The 16,256-nt window shown below is 65.1% G+C and carries 17 protein-coding genes; 8 read left to right on the top strand and 9 right to left on the bottom strand.

Annotation, left to right across the window (positions count from 1 at the left end; all coding sequences use genetic code 11):
• Nucleotides 1-72 precede the first annotated feature (72 nt).
• Complete coding sequence (locus tag HAP47_RS30210) at nt 73-972, bottom strand: CHAD domain-containing protein (protein WP_231168465.1); 900 nt, start codon at nt 970-972, stop codon at nt 73-75.
• Between the two features lie 261 nt (nt 973-1,233).
• Here HAP47_RS30210 and HAP47_RS30205 point away from each other — a divergent pair, with 261 nt between their 5' ends.
• The 3 genes from HAP47_RS30205 to HAP47_RS30195 all read left to right on the top strand — a co-directional run bounded on the left by HAP47_RS30205 (nt 1,234) and on the right by HAP47_RS30195 (nt 3,508).
• A complete protein-coding gene (locus HAP47_RS30205; RefSeq protein ID WP_173641445.1) occupies nt 1,234-1,668 on the top strand; it encodes a MarR family winged helix-turn-helix transcriptional regulator in 435 nt (144 codons plus the stop codon).
• A 77-nt stretch (nt 1,669-1,745) separates the two neighbouring features.
• Entirely contained in the window at nt 1,746-2,513 is a 768-nt protein-coding gene (locus tag HAP47_RS30200) for an enoyl-CoA hydratase-related protein (protein ID WP_173641446.1), read from the top strand.
• 104 nt (nt 2,514-2,617) lie between these two features.
• Nucleotides 2,618-3,508, top strand: a complete 891-nt coding sequence (locus HAP47_RS30195) for an aldose 1-epimerase family protein (protein ID WP_173641447.1) — start codon at nt 2,618-2,620, stop codon at nt 3,506-3,508.
• A gap of 12 nt (nt 3,509-3,520) precedes the next feature.
• On the opposite strand, the gene HAP47_RS30190 is transcribed toward HAP47_RS30195, so the two are convergent.
• Both HAP47_RS30190 and HAP47_RS30185 read right to left on the bottom strand, forming a co-directional pair.
• Nucleotides 3,521-3,721, bottom strand: a complete 201-nt coding sequence (locus tag HAP47_RS30190) for a hypothetical protein (RefSeq protein WP_173641448.1) — start codon at nt 3,719-3,721, stop codon at nt 3,521-3,523.
• Between the two features lie 132 nt (nt 3,722-3,853).
• Nucleotides 3,854-4,588, bottom strand: coding sequence for an SDR family NAD(P)-dependent oxidoreductase (locus HAP47_RS30185; RefSeq protein WP_173641449.1), 735 nt, complete (start codon nt 4,586-4,588; stop codon nt 3,854-3,856).
• Nucleotides 4,589-4,787: 199 nt separating this feature from the next.
• Between HAP47_RS30185 and HAP47_RS30180 the strand changes: the two genes are divergently transcribed.
• Nucleotides 4,788-5,201: a DUF3830 family protein gene (locus tag HAP47_RS30180; RefSeq protein ID WP_092124838.1), complete on the top strand. Its 414-nt coding sequence runs from the start codon at nt 4,788-4,790 to the stop codon at nt 5,199-5,201.
• A 1-nt stretch (nt 5,202) separates the two neighbouring features.
• Nucleotides 5,203-6,141: an allantoinase PuuE gene (gene puuE, locus HAP47_RS30175; RefSeq protein WP_173641450.1), complete on the top strand. Its 939-nt coding sequence runs from the start codon at nt 5,203-5,205 to the stop codon at nt 6,139-6,141.
• A gap of 254 nt (nt 6,142-6,395) precedes the next feature.
• Here the strand turns inward: puuE and HAP47_RS30170 are convergent, their stop codons facing one another.
• Genes HAP47_RS30170 through HAP47_RS30150 form a run of 5 tightly spaced genes read right to left on the bottom strand, consistent with a single transcriptional unit; the run spans nt 6,396 to nt 11,768 of the window.
• Nucleotides 6,396-7,928, bottom strand: coding sequence for an ABC transporter ATP-binding protein (locus HAP47_RS30170; protein ID WP_173641451.1), 1,533 nt, complete (start codon nt 7,926-7,928; stop codon nt 6,396-6,398).
• Nucleotides 7,925-8,608: a biuret amidohydrolase gene (gene biuH, locus HAP47_RS30165; protein WP_173641452.1), complete on the bottom strand. Its 684-nt coding sequence runs from the start codon at nt 8,606-8,608 to the stop codon at nt 7,925-7,927. The genes HAP47_RS30170 and biuH overlap by 4 nt, the downstream gene beginning before the upstream one ends.
• Before the next feature lie 16 nt (nt 8,609-8,624).
• On the bottom strand, nt 8,625-9,551 hold the full coding sequence (locus tag HAP47_RS30160) for an ABC transporter permease (RefSeq protein WP_028339446.1): 927 nt from the start codon (nt 9,549-9,551) through the stop codon (nt 8,625-8,627).
• A 1-nt stretch (nt 9,552) separates the two neighbouring features.
• On the bottom strand, nt 9,553-10,662 hold the full coding sequence (locus HAP47_RS30155) for an ABC transporter permease (RefSeq protein ID WP_173641453.1): 1,110 nt from the start codon (nt 10,660-10,662) through the stop codon (nt 9,553-9,555).
• The gene (locus HAP47_RS30150) at nt 10,659-11,768 is read right to left on the bottom strand and encodes a BMP family ABC transporter substrate-binding protein (RefSeq protein ID WP_173641454.1); all 1,110 of its coding nucleotides are present in this window, start codon (nt 11,766-11,768) and stop codon (nt 10,659-10,661) included. Before HAP47_RS30150 ends, HAP47_RS30155 begins: the two co-directional genes overlap by 4 nt.
• Nucleotides 11,769-12,140: 372 nt before the next feature.
• Here HAP47_RS30150 and HAP47_RS30145 point away from each other — a divergent pair, with 372 nt between their 5' ends.
• The 3 genes from HAP47_RS30145 to HAP47_RS30135 all read left to right on the top strand — a co-directional run bounded on the left by HAP47_RS30145 (nt 12,141) and on the right by HAP47_RS30135 (nt 15,192).
• Nucleotides 12,141-13,424, top strand: coding sequence for an allantoate amidohydrolase (locus tag HAP47_RS30145; RefSeq protein ID WP_173641455.1), 1,284 nt, complete (start codon nt 12,141-12,143; stop codon nt 13,422-13,424).
• A gap of 159 nt (nt 13,425-13,583) precedes the next feature.
• Complete coding sequence (locus tag HAP47_RS30140; RefSeq protein ID WP_173641456.1) at nt 13,584-14,822, top strand: ATP-binding protein; 1,239 nt, start codon at nt 13,584-13,586, stop codon at nt 14,820-14,822.
• Between the two features lie 148 nt (nt 14,823-14,970).
• Nucleotides 14,971-15,192 carry a hypothetical protein gene (locus HAP47_RS30135; RefSeq protein WP_224942950.1) on the top strand — a complete coding sequence of 74 codons (222 nt, stop codon included), beginning with the start codon at nt 14,971-14,973 and terminating at the stop codon, nt 15,190-15,192.
• Nucleotides 15,193-15,279: 87 nt separating this feature from the next.
• On the opposite strand, the gene HAP47_RS30130 is transcribed toward HAP47_RS30135, so the two are convergent.
• Nucleotides 15,280-16,212, bottom strand: coding sequence for a LysR family transcriptional regulator (locus tag HAP47_RS30130; protein WP_173641457.1), 933 nt, complete (start codon nt 16,210-16,212; stop codon nt 15,280-15,282).
• Nucleotides 16,213-16,256 lie beyond the last annotated feature (44 nt).

Here is a 16,256-nt window from a genome sequence, read left to right as displayed (position 1 = left end):
TAATACATCATTTCTAGCGCGATCGTCAATTCGGCCCGTATCCGCGCCGCCGACGATGCACTGATGCGCGCTTTAGTTGGAGATTTTCCGGTAGACGGCCGCGGCGCGGCGCAGCAGGCGGCTCTTGCGCTTCCGCTCGTGCACGCGTTGGTGCTTGGCCTTGCGCTCGTCGGCGCGCCGCGCGGGGGCATCGGCACTCTCGAGCAGCGCGCGACGGACCTCGTCATCGTTCAATTCGCCGAGCAGCTGTTGTCCCTTGCGCAGATGCTTGAGGACGGTCCGCCATGAGGCGTATTCGTCGGGGGGCAATCCGCCTTCTGAGAACTCGATGGCGTAGCGCAGCCGCTTGCTGGCGAGCCGAACGCGGTGGCGCTTGTTCTTGCCCACGCCCTGCAGCCCGCGGCTCTTCTGGCACAGCTTGCCATGCCAGCGCGCCAGCCGGCGCGCATGAAACACCGACACCGGCACCGCTCGCCGTTGCGCGGCACGGCGGTTCAGCCGCGTGGTCCAGGGGCCGCTGCCGACCCAGTCCCACATGCCGTCGAACCATTGCCAGTAACGGTCGCTCTGCAAGGCTTCCTTGAGGGCTTCGAACGCATCGGCGCGTGCTGTCCTGAGCATGCGCTCTTCCGGCAGCCCTTTGCTGTTGTCGATCGCAACGTCGAGGTCTCGCGTTGCGCTGAGATAGGCGCTTAGCCATTTCAGCTCGGATTTCAGCCGCGTCCATTCGCTGTCCGCCACCATCGGGCCGTAGAAGGCAATCGCCGCCTTCAGCCGCGTCAGCGCAATGCGGGTCTGATGGAGCGCGGCCGGATCGCCGGAACTCAGGGCCTCGTGGTTGGTTGCGACTTCCTCGAGGCATTCGGACAGGATCAGGCGAAACGCGGTCTCACAACGCATGGCTTCGCTGAGATGGCGTAGCCGCTTCGGGCGGACAACGCGCTCCCTGACCGGACTTGCGGTTGACGTCATGAACTCTCTCGCGATCCGGTCGGAGCCGCAAACGCGACAGCTGCCGTCCTGATCCAAAGATTTCCCGTTTGATTGATTTCTATCAAGGGTTTTCTGCCGATCCGCAGTGCAACGATCCAACGACACGATCAAAATGTGCAATCAACCCGGTCGAGGAGGCCCATTCCGCTCGATAAGCGGGTAGTCCCGGCAGGGGCGCCCGTTGGATATTTCGCGCACGAAATATCTTGATATTTCGCACACGAAATATATAATTGCGGCATGAGAGCGGAACACCGGCTGATCTTTCTTCTGACCGTGGCCTATCGGCGGCTGCAACGCGCCGTCGAGCAGGAGACGGCCGCGCACGATCTGACGTCGGCGCAGGCTGGCGTGCTGTTCTTCCTTGGGCGCAATGACGGTGCGCTGATCGGCGACGTCTCGCAGGCGCTCGACATCGTGCCGTCGGCGATGACCGGGCTCGCCGACCGGATGGAGCGTGCGGGCCTCGTCAAGCGCCGGCGCGACGGTGAGGACGGGCGCAGCCAGCGGCTGCATCTGACCATGGCGGGGCAGGAGCTCGGCAAGCGCGCCGCAACGCGGACCAAGGTGATCAACAACCGCCTGATGGACGGATTTTCGGAAGCCGAGATCGACGTGGTGTCGCGCTGGCTGACCAGCCTGCAAGAGAAATTTCCGAAAGACAAAAATGGTTAGAGCGTTTTCAAGCGAAGTGGGGACCGGTTCGCGTCAAGAAAACGCGTCAAACGCGAAGCAAGCAACAGGAGTGAGACATGAGTGAAGTGGTCGTAGCGCTGGACGGTGGCGTTCTCACCGTGACGATGGCGCGTCCGGACAAGAAGAACGCGATCACCAACGCGATGTATGGCGCGATGGCCGACGCGCTCGAACGCGCGGAAAGCGATTCTACAATCCGCGCAGTGCTGCTGCAGGGCGACGGCGACAGCTTTACCGCAGGCAATGATCTCGCTGATTTCGCGGCGGTGTCGCGCGGCGTGCAGGGCGAGCGTCACGTGTCGCGCTTCCTTAGTTGTCTTGCAAAGGCGACGCGGCCGCTGGTTGCAGCCGTGCAGGGCAATGCGGTCGGCATCGGCACCACCATGCTGCTGCATTGCGACCTCGTCTACCTCGCGCCGACCGCGCGGCTGATCACGCCGTTCGTCAATCTGGCGCTGGTGCCGGAGGCGGCCTCGACCTATCTGCTGCCGCAGCGCATCGGCTATGCGCGGGCCTATGCGATGTTCGCGCTCGGCGAGCCGGTCGAGGCGGAGACTGCGGTCTCCATCGGCCTTGCCAATGCCGTAGTGCCGCTTGCGGATCTCCGCGCCAAGGCCCGGGCGGCGGCGGACGCACTGGCAAAGCGGCCATTCGGCTCGCTCCAGCACACCAAGGCGTTGATGCGCGATCCCGCCAGGATCAGCGCGCAAATGGCGCGCGAGGGCGAAATCTTCCAGCAGCGGCTGATGAGCGCGGAAGCGCGCGAGGCCTTTGCCGCCTTTGCCGAACGGCGGCAGCCTGATTTCTCCAAGATCACAGGGTAGGCTGGGGGCAGCCGCGCGCCGGCGGCCCCATCGCTTGGGGGTTGACGGCTTCGCCGGCATCGAACATCTCGTGTCAGGGCATGGCGCAACCGGTGAGGCGAGGCATGAGCGACAGTCACACGCTGCGCGGCGACGGAATCGCCGCGACCATTTTGGCGCAGGGCGCCGAATTGTCGTCGCTCAGCAATGCCGACGGAACCGAGTTGCTGTGGCAGGCTGGCCCACAATGGCCGCGCCATGCACCGATCCTGTTCCCGATCGTCGGCCGGTTGAAGAACGACACGCTGCGTCACCATGGCAAGACCTATCCGATGACGCAGCACGGCCTTGCGCGGGATCGCCGCTTTGTCTGGCTGGAGCAGGGACCGCGATCCTGCAAGCTCGCGCTCACCGACGATGAGGAAACGCCGGCACGCTATCCGTTCGCGTTCAGGCTCGAGGTCACTTACACCGTTGATGGTACCGATCTCGATGTCGCCTTCGATATCATCAACACCGGCGACGAGATGCTGCCGGCCTCGCTCGGTGGTCATCCCGCCTTCAACTGGCCGTTGGTGCCGGGGCTGCCGAAGGAGGCTTACACGCTGACCTTCGGCAAGACTGAACTTGCGCCGATCCGGCGGCTGAAGGATGGATTGATGCGGCCGCAGCCCGAACCCAATCCGGTCAAGGGCAGAACGCTCGCACTGTCGGAGGAGCTGTTCGATGACGACGCGATGGTCTTCGATCAGGTCGCAAGTACATCGATCCTCTTCACGGCGACACTAGGCCCGGCAGCAGCCACACAAGGCCCTGCGATCGAGATGTCGTGGCGCGGCTTCCGCGAACTCGGCATCTGGTCGAAGGTCGGCGGCGCGCCGTTCCTCTGCATCGAGCCGTGGCACGGCTTTGCCAGCCCTGCGGAGTTCGACGGCGAGTTCGCCGACAAGCCCGGCTTGATGCACATCGCGCCGGGCGCACGTCAGTCGCTGGGCTATCGCATTCGCGTGAGCTGATCGAAGGTCAGATCAATGCGCGCGGGAGCTGAGCGCGCTGGTGATCGCGCCCACCGATGGCGGATTTTCGTGCGCCCAGGCCTCATGTGCGGCGAGATCGCGGTAATGCTCCGCCATGCGCAGCAGCCGCTCGCGAATGCCGGCATCTTGCTCGCCCTTGGCCTGATCGGCCAGCTGCGCGGCGCGTTCGAGAAGCGTTTTCGGATTGATCACGACAAGCTCCAAATCCGGTTTCGCCGAGCGGACAACTGTCATAGTCGAGCACAGTTCCTGCCACGCTTTGATGACGGCGCGGAACCGAAGCCCCGCAATTCGATCGTCCGATGTTCGATGCCGGCCTGGACCCTAGTTGAACGCCATGCCGCCGCTCATCGCGATGGTCTGTCCGGTCATGTAAGGGTTGTTGACCAGCAGCATCACGGCCTGCGCGACCTCCTCGGCGGTGCCGAAGCGGCCGATCGGGATCCGGCTGACGAGGCCGCTCTGTCCCTTCATCATGTCGGTCTCGATCAGCGATGGCGCGACGGCGTTGACGGTGATGCCTTCCTTGACGAGGCGCGCGGCATAACCGCGGGTCAGGCCCTCCATCGCCGCCTTCGATGCGTTGTAGTGCGGCCCGATCGCGCCGGCGCCGCGCGCTGCGCCGGAGGAGATGTTGACGATGCGGCCCCATTTTCGGGTGCGCATCATCGGCAGCACCGCTTGCGTGCAAAGAAATGCCGATTTGAGGTTGACCGTGATGGTGCGGTCGAAATCCTCCTCGAGGAGGTCGTCGACACCCCTGACGATCGCGATCCCGGCATTGTTGACGAGGATGTCGATCGGACCGAGCTCGGATTTGGCGCGATCGACCAGGCCGGCGACGGAGGCTGCTTCCGAGACATCGGCGGCGACAGCGACGGCCCGGCCGCCGGCGGCGGTGATACCCTTCGCCAGCGTCTCCGCCTCGGCCGAGCGTTCGAGATAATTGATGGCGACGGCGGCGCCGGCTTCTGCCAGCATCTTGACGATCGCAGCGCCAATGCCGCGCGATCCGCCGGTCACCAGCGCCACGTGTCCGTGCAGACTGTTTGTCGTCATCGGCAGCCCTCCTTTGCGAGTGCAGAGAGGTTCGCAAAGCGGGAGCCGGGGTGCAACGCAGCCCTGCTCAAATCTGCGTTGCCGCGGGCGCTATTGCGGCAAAAAACCGGCATCTGGAGCTGGAATCGGCCTTGCGTCCGGCGCGGGCCGGCGGCAATGGTTGGGACATCGTTCCGTCCAGTCCACCCACGAGAGTTCGATGAGCAAACTGATTGTCCGCGCCGGCGAGTTCACCTTTGACGCCCGTTTCGAGGAGCAGCTCGCGCCGAAGACGGTCGCCGCCTTCCGCAAGGCGATGCCGTTCGAGAGCCAGGCGATCCACGTGCGCTGGAGCGGCGAGGGCGTCTGGATGCCGCTCGGCGATCTCGACTTCGGCGTCTCCTACGAGAACCACACCAGCTATCCGGCGCCGGGCCAGATCATCCTCTATCCCGGCGGCATCAGCGAGACCGAGATCCTGCTGGCCTATGGCGGCGTGCATTTCGCCAGCAAGATGGGCCAGCTCGCCGGCAATCATTTCATCACGCTGACCTCGGGGCTGGAGAACCTCACCGCCTTCGGCAAGACGGTGTTGTGGAAGGGTGCGCAGCAGATCCGCTTCGAGGAAATCTGATGTGACCGAGGCCCGCTATCCGCGCGATCTCCGCGGCTACGGCCGCAACCCGCCGGATCCGAAATGGCCCGACGCTGCGCGTGTCGCGGTGCAGTTCGTGGTCAATTTCGAGGAGGGCGGCGAGAACAATATCCTGCACGGCGATCGTGCCTCGGAGGCGTTTCTGTCTGACGTGCTGGGCGCGCAGCCCTGGGTCGGTCAGCGTCACGCCAATATCGAAACCATGTTCGAATATGGCTCACGCGCCGGCTTCTGGCGGCTATGGCGGATGTTCACCGAGCGCAAGCTGCCGGCCACGGTGTTCGGCGTCGCGATGGCGCTGAAGCGCAATCCGGATGTGGTCGCGGCGATGCAGGAGGCGGGCTGGGATATCGCGAGCCACAGCCTGCGCTGGGTCGAGCACAAGGACATGTCGGAGGACGAGGAGCGCGCGGAGATCGCCCGCACCATTGCCGTGCATACCGAGGCGACCGGTGCGCGGCCGCTCGGCTGGTACACCGGCCGCTCCTCGATCAACACGCTGCGGCTTCTGATGGAGACGGGCGGCCTACGCTATCTCTGCGATTCCTATGCCGACGATCTGCCGTACTGGATCAAGGCAGCCGGCACCGAGCCGCATCTCGTGATCCCCTATACGCTCGATGCCAACGACATGCGCTTCATCAACGCCCAGGGTTTTGGCGGCGGCGATGAGTTCTACACCTATCTGAAGGACAGCTTTGACGTGCTCTATGCCGAGGGCGCGACGCGACCCAAGATGATGTCGGTCGGCCTGCATTGCCGCGTCGTCGGCCGTCCCGGTCGCGCCGCCGCGCTGATGCGCTTCCTCGACTACATCCAGAAGCACGAACGGGTCTGGGTGCCGACACGGCTTGCGATCGCCGAGCACTGGCACGCCAATCTGAAGCATCTCGCCGCGGAAGCGTTCGAGATCGGCTAGGCCAGCGTTGATATGACGCGGAGTGCTGATAAACCGCTTCGTCATTGCAATGGCGGGATCGCGCGCCACAAACTCCGTGTCGTCCCTGCGAAAGCAGGGACCAATAACCACGAATGCTGATTGTTGCGCAACGCTGGAACGACGAATCCCATTGACAACATCCGCTGCGGAGTATGGGTCCCTGCTTTCGCAGGGACGACCTCTTTGCGTGGCCAGAGCTGATTGCATCGTCCCGTCGGCAATGACGTGGATGGTCAGTGTCCCGCCATGTGCCGGCCGATCTCGGTGAGGTCGGCCTCGCTGGCACGGGCCTCATGCACGAACGCGCCGTGGAACATCACGACCAGCCGATCCGACAGCTCCAGCAGCTCGTCGAGGTCTTCGCTGACCAGCAGCACCGCGGCGCCGCGGTTGCGCGCGGCCATGATCTCGGCGTGGATCTGCGCCACCGCCGCGAAGTCGAGCCCGAAGCAGGGATTGGCGGCGATCAGCACCTCGACATCGCCCGAGAGCTCGCGCGCCAGCACCGCGCGCTGCACATTGCCGCCCGACAATGCTGCGATCGGCGTATCCGGCGTCCGCGTCTTGATCTTGTAACGGTTGATCTTGCGCTCCGCGTCGTCGCGGAAGGCCGAGCGGTTCAGCCACCAGCCGCCGCGCGCGAACGGCGCGCGGTCGAACTCGCGGAACGCGATGTTGTCAGCGACGCTCATGCCGCCGACACAGGCGTTCTTCAGCGGCTCTTCCGGCAACAGTGACATCTTGTGGCGGCGCATCTCCTCGCGGCTCGCCGCATAGGGCTCGCCCTGGACGCGGATGGTGCCGCTTTCGGCCTCGCGCTGGCCGGCCAGAACCTCGACCAGCTGGCGCTGGCCGTTGCCGGAGACGCCCGCGATGCCGACGATCTCGCCGCTCTTCACCGTCAGCGACACGCCGTGCACGGCAATTGTGCCGGCATCGTCGAGCGCGGTGAGCTTGTCGAGCTCGAGCCTCGCCGCGCCGGTCTCGCCGGTACGCGGCGGCTGCACCGTCAGCTGCTCGGCGCCGATCATGGTGCGGGCCATCTCGTCCGGCGTGAGGTCGGCGACCCGGCCGGAGCCGGCGAGCTTGCCGCGGCGCAGGATCGTGACGTCGTCGGCAAACGCCATCACCTCCCGGAACTTGTGCGTGATCATCAGGATGGTCAGCTCGCCCGCGACCACCATGGCGCGCAGCATGCCGAGCACCTCGTCAGCCTCGCCCGGTGTCAGCACCGAGGTAGGCTCGTCCAGGATGAGGAAGCGGCGCTTCAGATAGAGCTGCTTGAGGATCTCGCATTTCTGTCGTTCGCCGGCGGAGATGTCGGAGACCTTTGCATCGAGCGGCACCTTGAACGGCATCCGCGCCAGGAACGCCTTGAGCTCCTTCTTCTCCTTGCGCCAGTCGACCATGGCAGGCACATCGTCGCGTGCCAGCACCAGGTTCTCGGCGACTGTCATCGCCGGCACAAGGGTAAAGTGCTGGTAGACCATGCCGAGCCCGAGCGCATGGGCGTCCTTGGGATTGGCGATGGTCTGCTGACGGCCGCCGACGATGATGTCGCCTTCGGTGGCGTGGTAATAGCCCATGATGCATTTGACGAGCGTACTCTTGCCCGCGCCGTTCTCGCCGAGCAAAGCGTGAAACGAGCCGGGCCGCACCTTGAGCTCGACATTGTCGAGCGCGAGGAAATCGCCGAACCGCATCGTCATGGCGATGGCGTCGACGCCGAACGCGCCCGATGGGGCGGGCAGCTCGCCGATGATCACGACAGCGCCCCGATCAGGTCGGCGGATTTCGCCACCGCGCCGAACACGCCGCCCTGCATCTTGATCATCTTCAGCGCGTGGTCGTGGTTGCCTTTGTCGGTCGCGCCGCAGCAATCCTCGACCAGCACGCATTCGAAGCCGCGGTCATTGGCCTCGCGCATCGTGGTGTGGACGCAGACGTCGGTGGTGATGCCGGTCAGCACGATGTTCTCGATGCCGCGCAGCCGCAGCATCAGCTCGAGATCGGTGGCGCAGAACGAGCCCTTGCCGGGCTTGTCGATGATGGGTTCTCCCGGCAGCGGCGCAAGATCGGGGATTATGTCCCAGCCGGGTTCGCCGCGCACCAGGATGCGGCCGCACGGGCCGGGATCGCCGATGCCGGCGCCGATCTGGCGCGAGCGCCAGCGCTTGTTGGCGGGCAGGTCGGTCAAATCAGGGCGGTGGCCTTCGCGGGTGTGGATGATGTGAAAACCCTGCGCACGCATCACCGCGAGCAGTTTCCTGATCGGCTCGATCGGCGCCCGCGTCAGCGACAGATCGTAGCCCATCTTGTCGACATAGCCGCCGACGCCGCAGAAATCGGTCTGCATGTCGATGATGATGAGCGCGGTGTTCTCCGGCCGCAGGTCGCCATTGTAGGGCCAGGCGTAGGGTTCGGATTTGATGAAGCGCTCGGGCATGGAATGATCTCGCGGCCTATCGGGTGATGGACAATTCGGCGGGCGCGCCGGTCAGCGTGCGCTTCGGCGAGCAGGTGATGATCATGATCGCCAGGGTCAGGATGTAGGGCGCGGCGTTGAACAAATGATAGCCCGAGGTGATGCCGACCGATTGCAGCGCGGGCCCGAGCGCGGCGGCGCCGCCGAACGCCAGCGAGGCCCACAGGCACAGCATCGGGTCCCAGCGCGCGAAGATCACCAGCGCAACCGCGGTGATGCCCTGTCCCGAGGAGAGCCCTTCATTCCAGCTGCCGGGATAGAACAGCGACAGGAATGAGCCGCCGATGCCGGCGAGGAAGCCGCCGACCATGGTGGCGCGCAACCGGATCAGCAGCACGGAATGACCCATCGCGCGCGCCGCGTCCGCGCTCTCGCCGGCGGTGCGGATCAACAAGCCCCAGCGCGTGGTCCTGAAGGCCCAATAGAGCAGCGGCGCGATCGCAACGCCGATCAGGAACAGCACGTTGATGCGCAGCGCCGCGCGCACCTGCGGCACGTCGCTCCACCAGCCGAAATCGATCGCCGGCAGCCGGGCCGCCGTCGGCTCGATCAGCGGCTTGCCGAGGAAGAAGGCGAGCCCGGTGCCGAGCAGCATCAGCGCGATGCCGACTGCGATGTCGTTGACTCGCGGCAGCGAGCAGATGCCGGCATGCAGCGCGCCGAACAAGGCGCCGGTGATCCCCGCCGCGAGCACGCCTAACCATGGCGAACCGGAGAGGTAGGAGATGCCGTAGGCGCTCATCGCGCCCATCACCAGCGTGCCTTCGAGGCCGAGATTGATGCGGCCACTTCGTTCGGTGATGCATTCGCCGAGGCTGACGAACAGGAACGGCGTCGAGACGCGGATGGCGCCGCCGAACACGGCGAGCGGGACGGTCCAGAGCCCGAGCGAAGCATCCGCCATGTCAGGACTTTCCCTTCAGGAAGCCGATCCGCCCGTACAGCGCGTCGCTTGCCAGCACGAACACGAAGATGATGCCTTGGAGCACCAGCACGGACGCATCGGGCAGGCCGAGCCGACGCTGCAACAGGCCGCCGGAGGCGGAAATGCCGCCGAGCAGGATCGCGACCGGAATGATCGCGAGTGGATTCTGTCGCGCCAGGAACGCGACGAGGATGCCGGTGAAGCCGTAGCCCGCGGCGAGGTTGGCATTGGTGCGGCCCTGCACGGCCGCGACCTCGATCATGCCGGCTAGTCCCGCGCTGCTGCCGGCGAGGAAGCAGACGGTCAGGATCAGCTTGCCGACGGAAAGCCCCACGATCTTGGCGGCGCGGATGTTGCCGCCGGCGACGCGCGCGGCGAAGCCGAAGGTGGTGTGATAGATCAGGATGTAGGCGGCAACGGCTGCCACGAGGCCGAACACCAGGCCCCAATGCACGTCGGTGCCGGGAATGCTGCCGATCATGTTGGCGGCGCCGATCTCGCGCGTCGACGGCTTGTTGAGGCTCGCCGGATCGCGCATCGGCCCCTCGACCAGATGGTTCAGAATCGCGAGCGCGATATAGACCAGCAGCAGGCTCGAGATCGTCTCGTTGACCCCGCGATACTGCCGCAAGCCGCCGGACAGCATGATCCAGAGGCCGCCGCCGATCATGCCCGCGATCACCATCGCGATCTGCACGACGATCGGCGCCGCGCCCTGCAACGCCAGCGCCGCTGATGTCGCCGACAACGCGCCGATCAGAAGCGCGCCTTCGCCGCCGATGATCACCATGCCGAGCTGCGCCGGCAGCGCCGTGCACAGCGCGGTCAGGATCAGCGGCGCTGCGCGGGTCAGCGTGTTCTGCCAGGAGAACCAGGTGCCGAAGGCCCCGTAATACATGTAGAAATAGAGGTCGAGCGGGTTCTTGCCGTAGAGCGCGATAAAACCGCCGAACACCGCGAGCGCGCCGACCAGCGCCGCGCCCGGGATCAGGATGTATTCGATGCTCGCGCCGTAGCGCTGGAGGAAGCCGGGATCGGCGGCCGGAGCAACGCCGGCCGCCTCCACCGATTCCGCCGTCTCGGTCGTCACGCGGTGGCTCCGATCACGCCCTCGACGAGGTAGTCCATCTTCTCGAGTTCGGGATCCTGCTGGCCGCGATCGGTGCCGCCGGCGATCACGGTCTTGCCCTTGTTGTCGACGAGCGGGCCCTTGAAGATCGCGTACTCGCCGGACATGAACTTGGCCTTGACGTCGTCGGCATGCTCGCGGGCCTCTGCAGAGACCATCTCGCCATAGGGCGAGACCTTGACGATCTCTTCCTTCAGGCCGCCGCGATAGAAGTTCGGGATCGCTTCGCCCGCGGTGATCATCTTGACGAATTTCGGATAGAGCGCTTCCCAGTTCCACTCGGCGCCGGTGAGATAGGCCTTCGGCGCCAGCGGCGACTGGTTGACGTGATAGCCGCACACCATCGCGCCGCGGCGCGCGGCGTTCTCGACCATCGTCTTCGGTCCGTCGACATGGCAGGTCAGCACATCGACGCCCTGGTCGATCAGGCTGTTGGTCGCCTCGGCTTCCTTGACCGGCATCGACCAGTCGCCGGTGAAGATCACCTGCGTCGTCGCCTTCGGATTGGCGAGCCGGGCGCCGAGCGTGAACGCGTTGATGTTGCGCAGCACCTGCGGGATCGGCTTGGCCGCGACGAAGCCGAGCTTGCCGCTCTTGGTCGAATAGCCGGCGACGATGCCGGAGATGTATTGCGCTTCGTCGATGTAGCCGAAATAGCTGCCGGCGTTTTTCGGGTCCTTGTCGGTCCACAAGCCGCCGCAATGCTCGAAGTGCAGTTTTGGAAACTTGGCCGCCATCTTGACGACGTGCGGGTTGTAGTAGCCGAACGAGGTCGGAAACAGCAGCGTGGCGCCGTCGAGATTGATCATGGACTCGATGGTCTTCTCGACCGCGTCGGTCTCCGGCACCTTCTCTTCCTCGACCACCTTGATGCCGGGAAGCTTCTTAACCGCCGCCGCGCCCTGGGCGTGGGCCTGATTGTAACCGTAGTCGTCGCGGGACCCGACATAGATGAAGCCGACCGTGGTTTCCGCTGCCGCCGCGCCGCGAACGCCGAGCGTGCTGCCGAGCGCCAATGCTGCGCTTCCCTGCAACAAATGCCTTCTTGAAATCCTGCCAAAATCCATCGCGTGCTCCCTCCGGCGGGTCCGGCCCGCCTGTCCTTGTCGCAGCCGCCGTAGCGGCGGCGCTTGAGGGAGTGTCGCAAGCTTCGTGCCAGAGCACGTTTGGCGATCATCATTCAATAAGTGGCTGAATATGAAATGGAATATTTGTCGGAGTGGCATGGATCGGAAGCCGAGTGAGACTTTCTTGCCTATTTTGTGAGCGATCGATCGCCGTTGTATGCAATGCCGTTAAGCAGTCGCTAACCGCCGGACGACCGGCGCGAGTCGGCTAGGAGGCGGCGACCAAGGCGTGATTTGCCGGCTGGTCAATCGGATCGGGCCTGCTACGAGTGAAGCGGGCTCGAGTGGCGGGTCGGACTGATGGGAAACAGCATGAGCGAGAAGAAACCGTCCGCGAAATCGTCCTCCAATCCATCCTCCCTTGGCGACGACATCGTGGCGCGGATCGATCAGCTCGCGGCGATCTCCGAGACGCCGGAGCATCTGGCGCGCGTCTTCCTCACCGACGAGCATCGCAGGGCGGCCGATCTCATCCTGTCCTGGATGCGCGAGGCCGGCATGAGCGCGCATCTCGATGCGATCGGCAATGTCTGCGGCCGCTACGAGGGCGAGCGGCCGGGCCTGCCGGCCCTGATGCTCGGCTCGCATTACGACACCGTGCGCGATGCCGGCAGATGGGACGGCCCGCTCGGCGTCATCACCGCGATCGCCTGCGTCGCCGATCTGAACCGGCGCGGCAGGCGGCTGCCGTTCGCGATCGAGATCGTGGGCTTCGCGGACGAAGAGGGCGTGCGCTTTGCGTCGACCCTGCTCGGCAGCCGCGCGGTGGCCGGCACGTTCGACGAGAGCGTGCTCAACACGCGCGATCGCGCCGGCACCTCGATGCGCGATGCGTTGGTGCAGTTCGGGCTCGATCCCGATCATATCGGCAAGGCGGCGCGCGCCCGCCGCGAGCTGCTCGGGTATGTCGAGCTGCACATCGAGCAGGGCCCCGTGCTGGAACAGAAGGCGCTGCCGGTCGGCGTCGTCACCGCGATTTCAGGTGCGACGCGGCTCGCCGCCAATCTCACCGGCGTGGCCGGTCATGCCGGCACCGTGCCGATGCCGCTGCGGCGCGATGCGCTGACGGGCGCCGCCGAATGCATCGTTGCGATCGAGCAATTCTGCAAGAGCGATGAAGCCGGCCTCGTCGGCACCGTCGGCTATATCAACGCCATGCCCGGCGCCACCAACGTGATCCCAGGCAAGGTGTCCTTCACGATGGACATCCGCTCGCAGAGCGACATGCATCGCAAGCGTGCGGTCGCCGACATCGTGCGTCAGATTGAGGCGATCGCAAAGCGCCGCGAACTCGCGTTGCAGATCGACGTCACTCACGAGAACCGCGGCGTGCCCTGCGCGCCGTGGCTGAAGACGCAGATCGCGGCGGCGGTCGCCGCCGAGGGTCATGCCGTGTTCGAGCTGCCGAGCGGCGCCGGGCATGACGGGATGGCGATGGTCGACGTCGCCGATGTCGGCATGATCTTCGTGCGCTGCCGCGGCGGAATCAGCCACAATCCGGCCGAGCATGTCGAGCTCGCCGACGCCGACACCGGCGCACGGGTGCTGCTGCGTTTTATCGAGGATTTTCGACCGCACGGTGGAGTGAATAGCTGAAGCTGCCGCGCCTAGCGGCCCACGCAGCACCAGTCCCGGCTCCGCCGTCGTCCGTCCGTACCAAATCCGGACAGGCTTGATCGGCATTTCCCGCATCGGTCGGGGCTATTTGCGGCCCGGCCCGGAAGCGCTAGACTTGTCCGAACGGGGGGGGAGGACATGCGCTCGTCCATCGTCCAGGACGTTCAGTTCCCAAAACAACCGGCGCTGCAGCTCATCTATGACACTGCACCGATCGGTCTTGCCTACCTCTCTCCCGACTGCCGCTACCTCCAGATCAACCAGCGGCTCACCGAGATATGCGGCATTTCGGTCGAAGGTCATCTCGGACGCACCGTGCACGATTGCGTGCCGGGGCTGGCCGCGGCGGTCGAGGGTATCGTCCGGTCGATCATGGAGACAGGAGAACCCGTCACCGGCGTGGAGGTCTACGGCCAGCGCCCGGGCCACAATGACGAGCGGTGCTGGATCACGCATTGGCACCCGCAGCGCGAGCCGAACGGCAGCATCGTCGGTGTCAACGTCGCGGCCGAGGAGATCACCGACCGCAAGCGCAGCGAACGCGAAATCCGCGCTGCGCGGGATGCGGCCGAGAAGGCCTTGCATCATCTGCAGGAGACCCAGGCGTCCTTGATCGAGGCGGAGAAGCTTGCGGCGCTGGGCCGACTGGTGGCCGGCGTCGCACATGAGATCAACAGTCCGGTCGGCACCAGCCTCACCGTCGCCTCGGTGCTGGAGCAGAAATGCGCCGACTTCGCTGCCGAGGCCGCGCGCGGCAAGCTGAAGCGTTCCAGCCTGAGCGATTTCATCGAGGTCGTCGAGAGCGCGGCGTCGCTGCTGGTCGGCAACCTCAAGCGTGCAGCGGATCTGGTGCAATCGTTCAAGCAGGTGGCCGTCGATCGCAGCTATTTCAACCGGAGCCAGTTCGATCTTGCCGAGGTGACCGAGCGGGTTCTCTCGAACCTGCGGCCGGCGTTGCCGAAGAACAATCTGGCGCTCGAGGTCGATTGCCCGTCGGGTCTTGCGATGAACAGCTATCCCGGCCCTTACGGCCAGGCGCTGACCAATCTGTTCGTCAATTCGCTCGCGCATGCGTTTCCCGACGGCAAGGGCGGCACCATCACGATCCGGCTGCGCGCGTCAGGCGCGGACCAGGTGGAAATCCTGTTCGCCGACGATGGCTGCGGGATGAGCTGCGACGTGCTGCGGCAAGCCTTCGATCCATTCTTCACCACGCGCCGCGACATTGGCCGTATCGGGCTCGGCCTTCACATCGTTCACAACATCGTCACGAACCGGCTGGGCGGAGAGCTCCATCTGGATAGTGTCCCGGGCATGGGGACGAGTGTGCGGATCGAGCTGCCGCGGGTGGCGCCGCAGCGCGGGATCGACGGTTGATCCCGGTTGGAGCGCCGAGAAGGAAATGCTCCCCGGCTTCCGGGCCGGATAACGTCATTCCAATTAACTGCCGCAAAAGGCATTCCACTACCCTTGCTTCCGCCCCCGCCGTTGCGACATTGTGCGGGTATTCCTGATGGTCAAGACGATGAGCCAATCCGCATTCGATCCCTTCGGCGAGCCGGTTCCCGCGGTCGATTCTTCGGCCGCAAGCGAAGGCGTGTCGAAATGGCTGAAGACCGCGGGCACCAGCGTGTTCTGGGTGCTGGTGGTCGGCATCGTGCTGGCGCGGGCGGTCTATTTCGAGCCCGGCGTGTTCAGCTTCGAGCATGCCGTTGCGTGGGCGCAGGGTCTGTTCGCCGCGCTTTAAAGCATGATCCGGAAGAGTGCGAAGCGGTTTTCCGAAAAGATCATGCTTAAACAAAGAGCTAAAGCGCGATGACGATTCAACCTGATCTCATCGCGCTTTAGCGGACGCCGCGCGCGGCGCCGCCTTCGCGCCTTTTGTTTCCCGAATGATCCCTTCGAACGCGACCGCCGCCGGCACGTCCAGCCGGCCGGGCGATTTCAATTGCCAGAGCGTGCGCTCGATATTGACGCCCTTGATCGGGATGACCTTGAGCTTCCCCAGCCTCACCTGATCGTCGATCGTTGCGACCGAAACGATGGCGACGCCGACACCGGCGGCCACCGCCTGCTTGATCGCCTCGGTGCTGCCGATCTCGAGCGTCCGCTGCGGTTCGACGCGATGGGCGGCCAGCGCCTGCGCGACCACCTCGCGCGTGCCTGAGCCGGGCTCGCGCACGATCAGGATTTCGTCGTTGAGCAGGCGGACGTCGATCGCTCCCGCGGCGGCTGCGAAGCGATGATCCGGAGCCGCGATCAGGACCATCACGTCGGTACGCCACGCTTCGCTGATCAAATTCTCGTCCTCGACCGGCCCCTCGACCAGGGCGATTTCGATCTCGTGCCCCAGCATCAGCGCCGCGATATCAGAGGTGTTGGCGCTCACGACATGCAAGTCGATGCCGGGAAAGGCGCGGTGAAACACGCCGAGATATTCCGGGATCATATAAGTCGCGATCGTCGTGCTGGCGCCGATGCGCAGCGAGCCGCCGTCGAGGTTGCGCAATGCCTGCAACTCGTCCTCGGCGGCGCGCTCGGCCGCGAACAGCGTCTCGGCATGCCGCGCCAGCGCCGCGCCCTCCCGAGTCGGCCGCACCCCCTTCGGCGTGCGGTCGAGCAGCCGGCAGCCGACCTGCAACTCGAAATCCCGCACGCCCTTGGAGATCGCGGGTTGGCTGATGTGCAGGAGGTCGGCGGCGCGGGAGAAACTTCCGGTTCTCGCCACGGCCGCGAACAGACGGAGCAGATGCAGGTTGAGGGACATAACTTCTCTCTATCGGGGCAGTTCGAAAAGATATTAGCCAAGAG

The organism is Bradyrhizobium sp. 41S5 (genome assembly GCF_011516665.3).
Taxonomy (GTDB): domain Bacteria; phylum Pseudomonadota; class Alphaproteobacteria; order Rhizobiales; family Xanthobacteraceae; genus Bradyrhizobium; species Bradyrhizobium quebecense.
This window is presented reverse-complemented; position numbering and strand designations above follow the sequence as displayed.

Excerpts from the sequence above, each read along its gene's own strand:
- HAP47_RS30210 (WP_231168465.1), bottom strand. The coding sequence starts at position 972 with ATGACGTCAACCGCAAGTCCGGTCAGGGAGCGCGTTGTCCGCCCGAAG.
- HAP47_RS30205 (WP_173641445.1), top strand. The coding sequence starts at position 1,234 with ATGAGAGCGGAACACCGGCTGATCTTTCTTCTGACCGTGGCCTATCGG.
- HAP47_RS30200 (WP_173641446.1), top strand. The coding sequence starts at position 1,746 with ATGAGTGAAGTGGTCGTAGCGCTGGACGGTGGCGTTCTCACCGTGACG.
- HAP47_RS30195 (WP_173641447.1), top strand. The coding sequence starts at position 2,618 with ATGAGCGACAGTCACACGCTGCGCGGCGACGGAATCGCCGCGACCATT.
- HAP47_RS30185 (WP_173641449.1), bottom strand. The coding sequence starts at position 4,588 with ATGACGACAAACAGTCTGCACGGACACGTGGCGCTGGTGACCGGCGGA.
- HAP47_RS30180 (WP_092124838.1), top strand. The coding sequence starts at position 4,788 with ATGAGCAAACTGATTGTCCGCGCCGGCGAGTTCACCTTTGACGCCCGT.
- biuH (WP_173641452.1), bottom strand. The coding sequence starts at position 8,608 with ATGCCCGAGCGCTTCATCAAATCCGAACCCTACGCCTGGCCCTACAAT.
- HAP47_RS30160 (WP_028339446.1), bottom strand. The coding sequence starts at position 9,551 with ATGGCGGATGCTTCGCTCGGGCTCTGGACCGTCCCGCTCGCCGTGTTC.
- HAP47_RS30150 (WP_173641454.1), bottom strand. The coding sequence starts at position 11,768 with ATGGATTTTGGCAGGATTTCAAGAAGGCATTTGTTGCAGGGAAGCGCA.
- HAP47_RS30145 (WP_173641455.1), top strand. The coding sequence starts at position 12,141 with ATGAGCGAGAAGAAACCGTCCGCGAAATCGTCCTCCAATCCATCCTCC.
- HAP47_RS30140 (WP_173641456.1), top strand. The coding sequence starts at position 13,584 with ATGCGCTCGTCCATCGTCCAGGACGTTCAGTTCCCAAAACAACCGGCG.
- HAP47_RS30135 (WP_224942950.1), top strand. The coding sequence starts at position 14,971 with ATGAGCCAATCCGCATTCGATCCCTTCGGCGAGCCGGTTCCCGCGGTC.
- HAP47_RS30130 (WP_173641457.1), bottom strand. The coding sequence starts at position 16,212 with ATGTCCCTCAACCTGCATCTGCTCCGTCTGTTCGCGGCCGTGGCGAGA.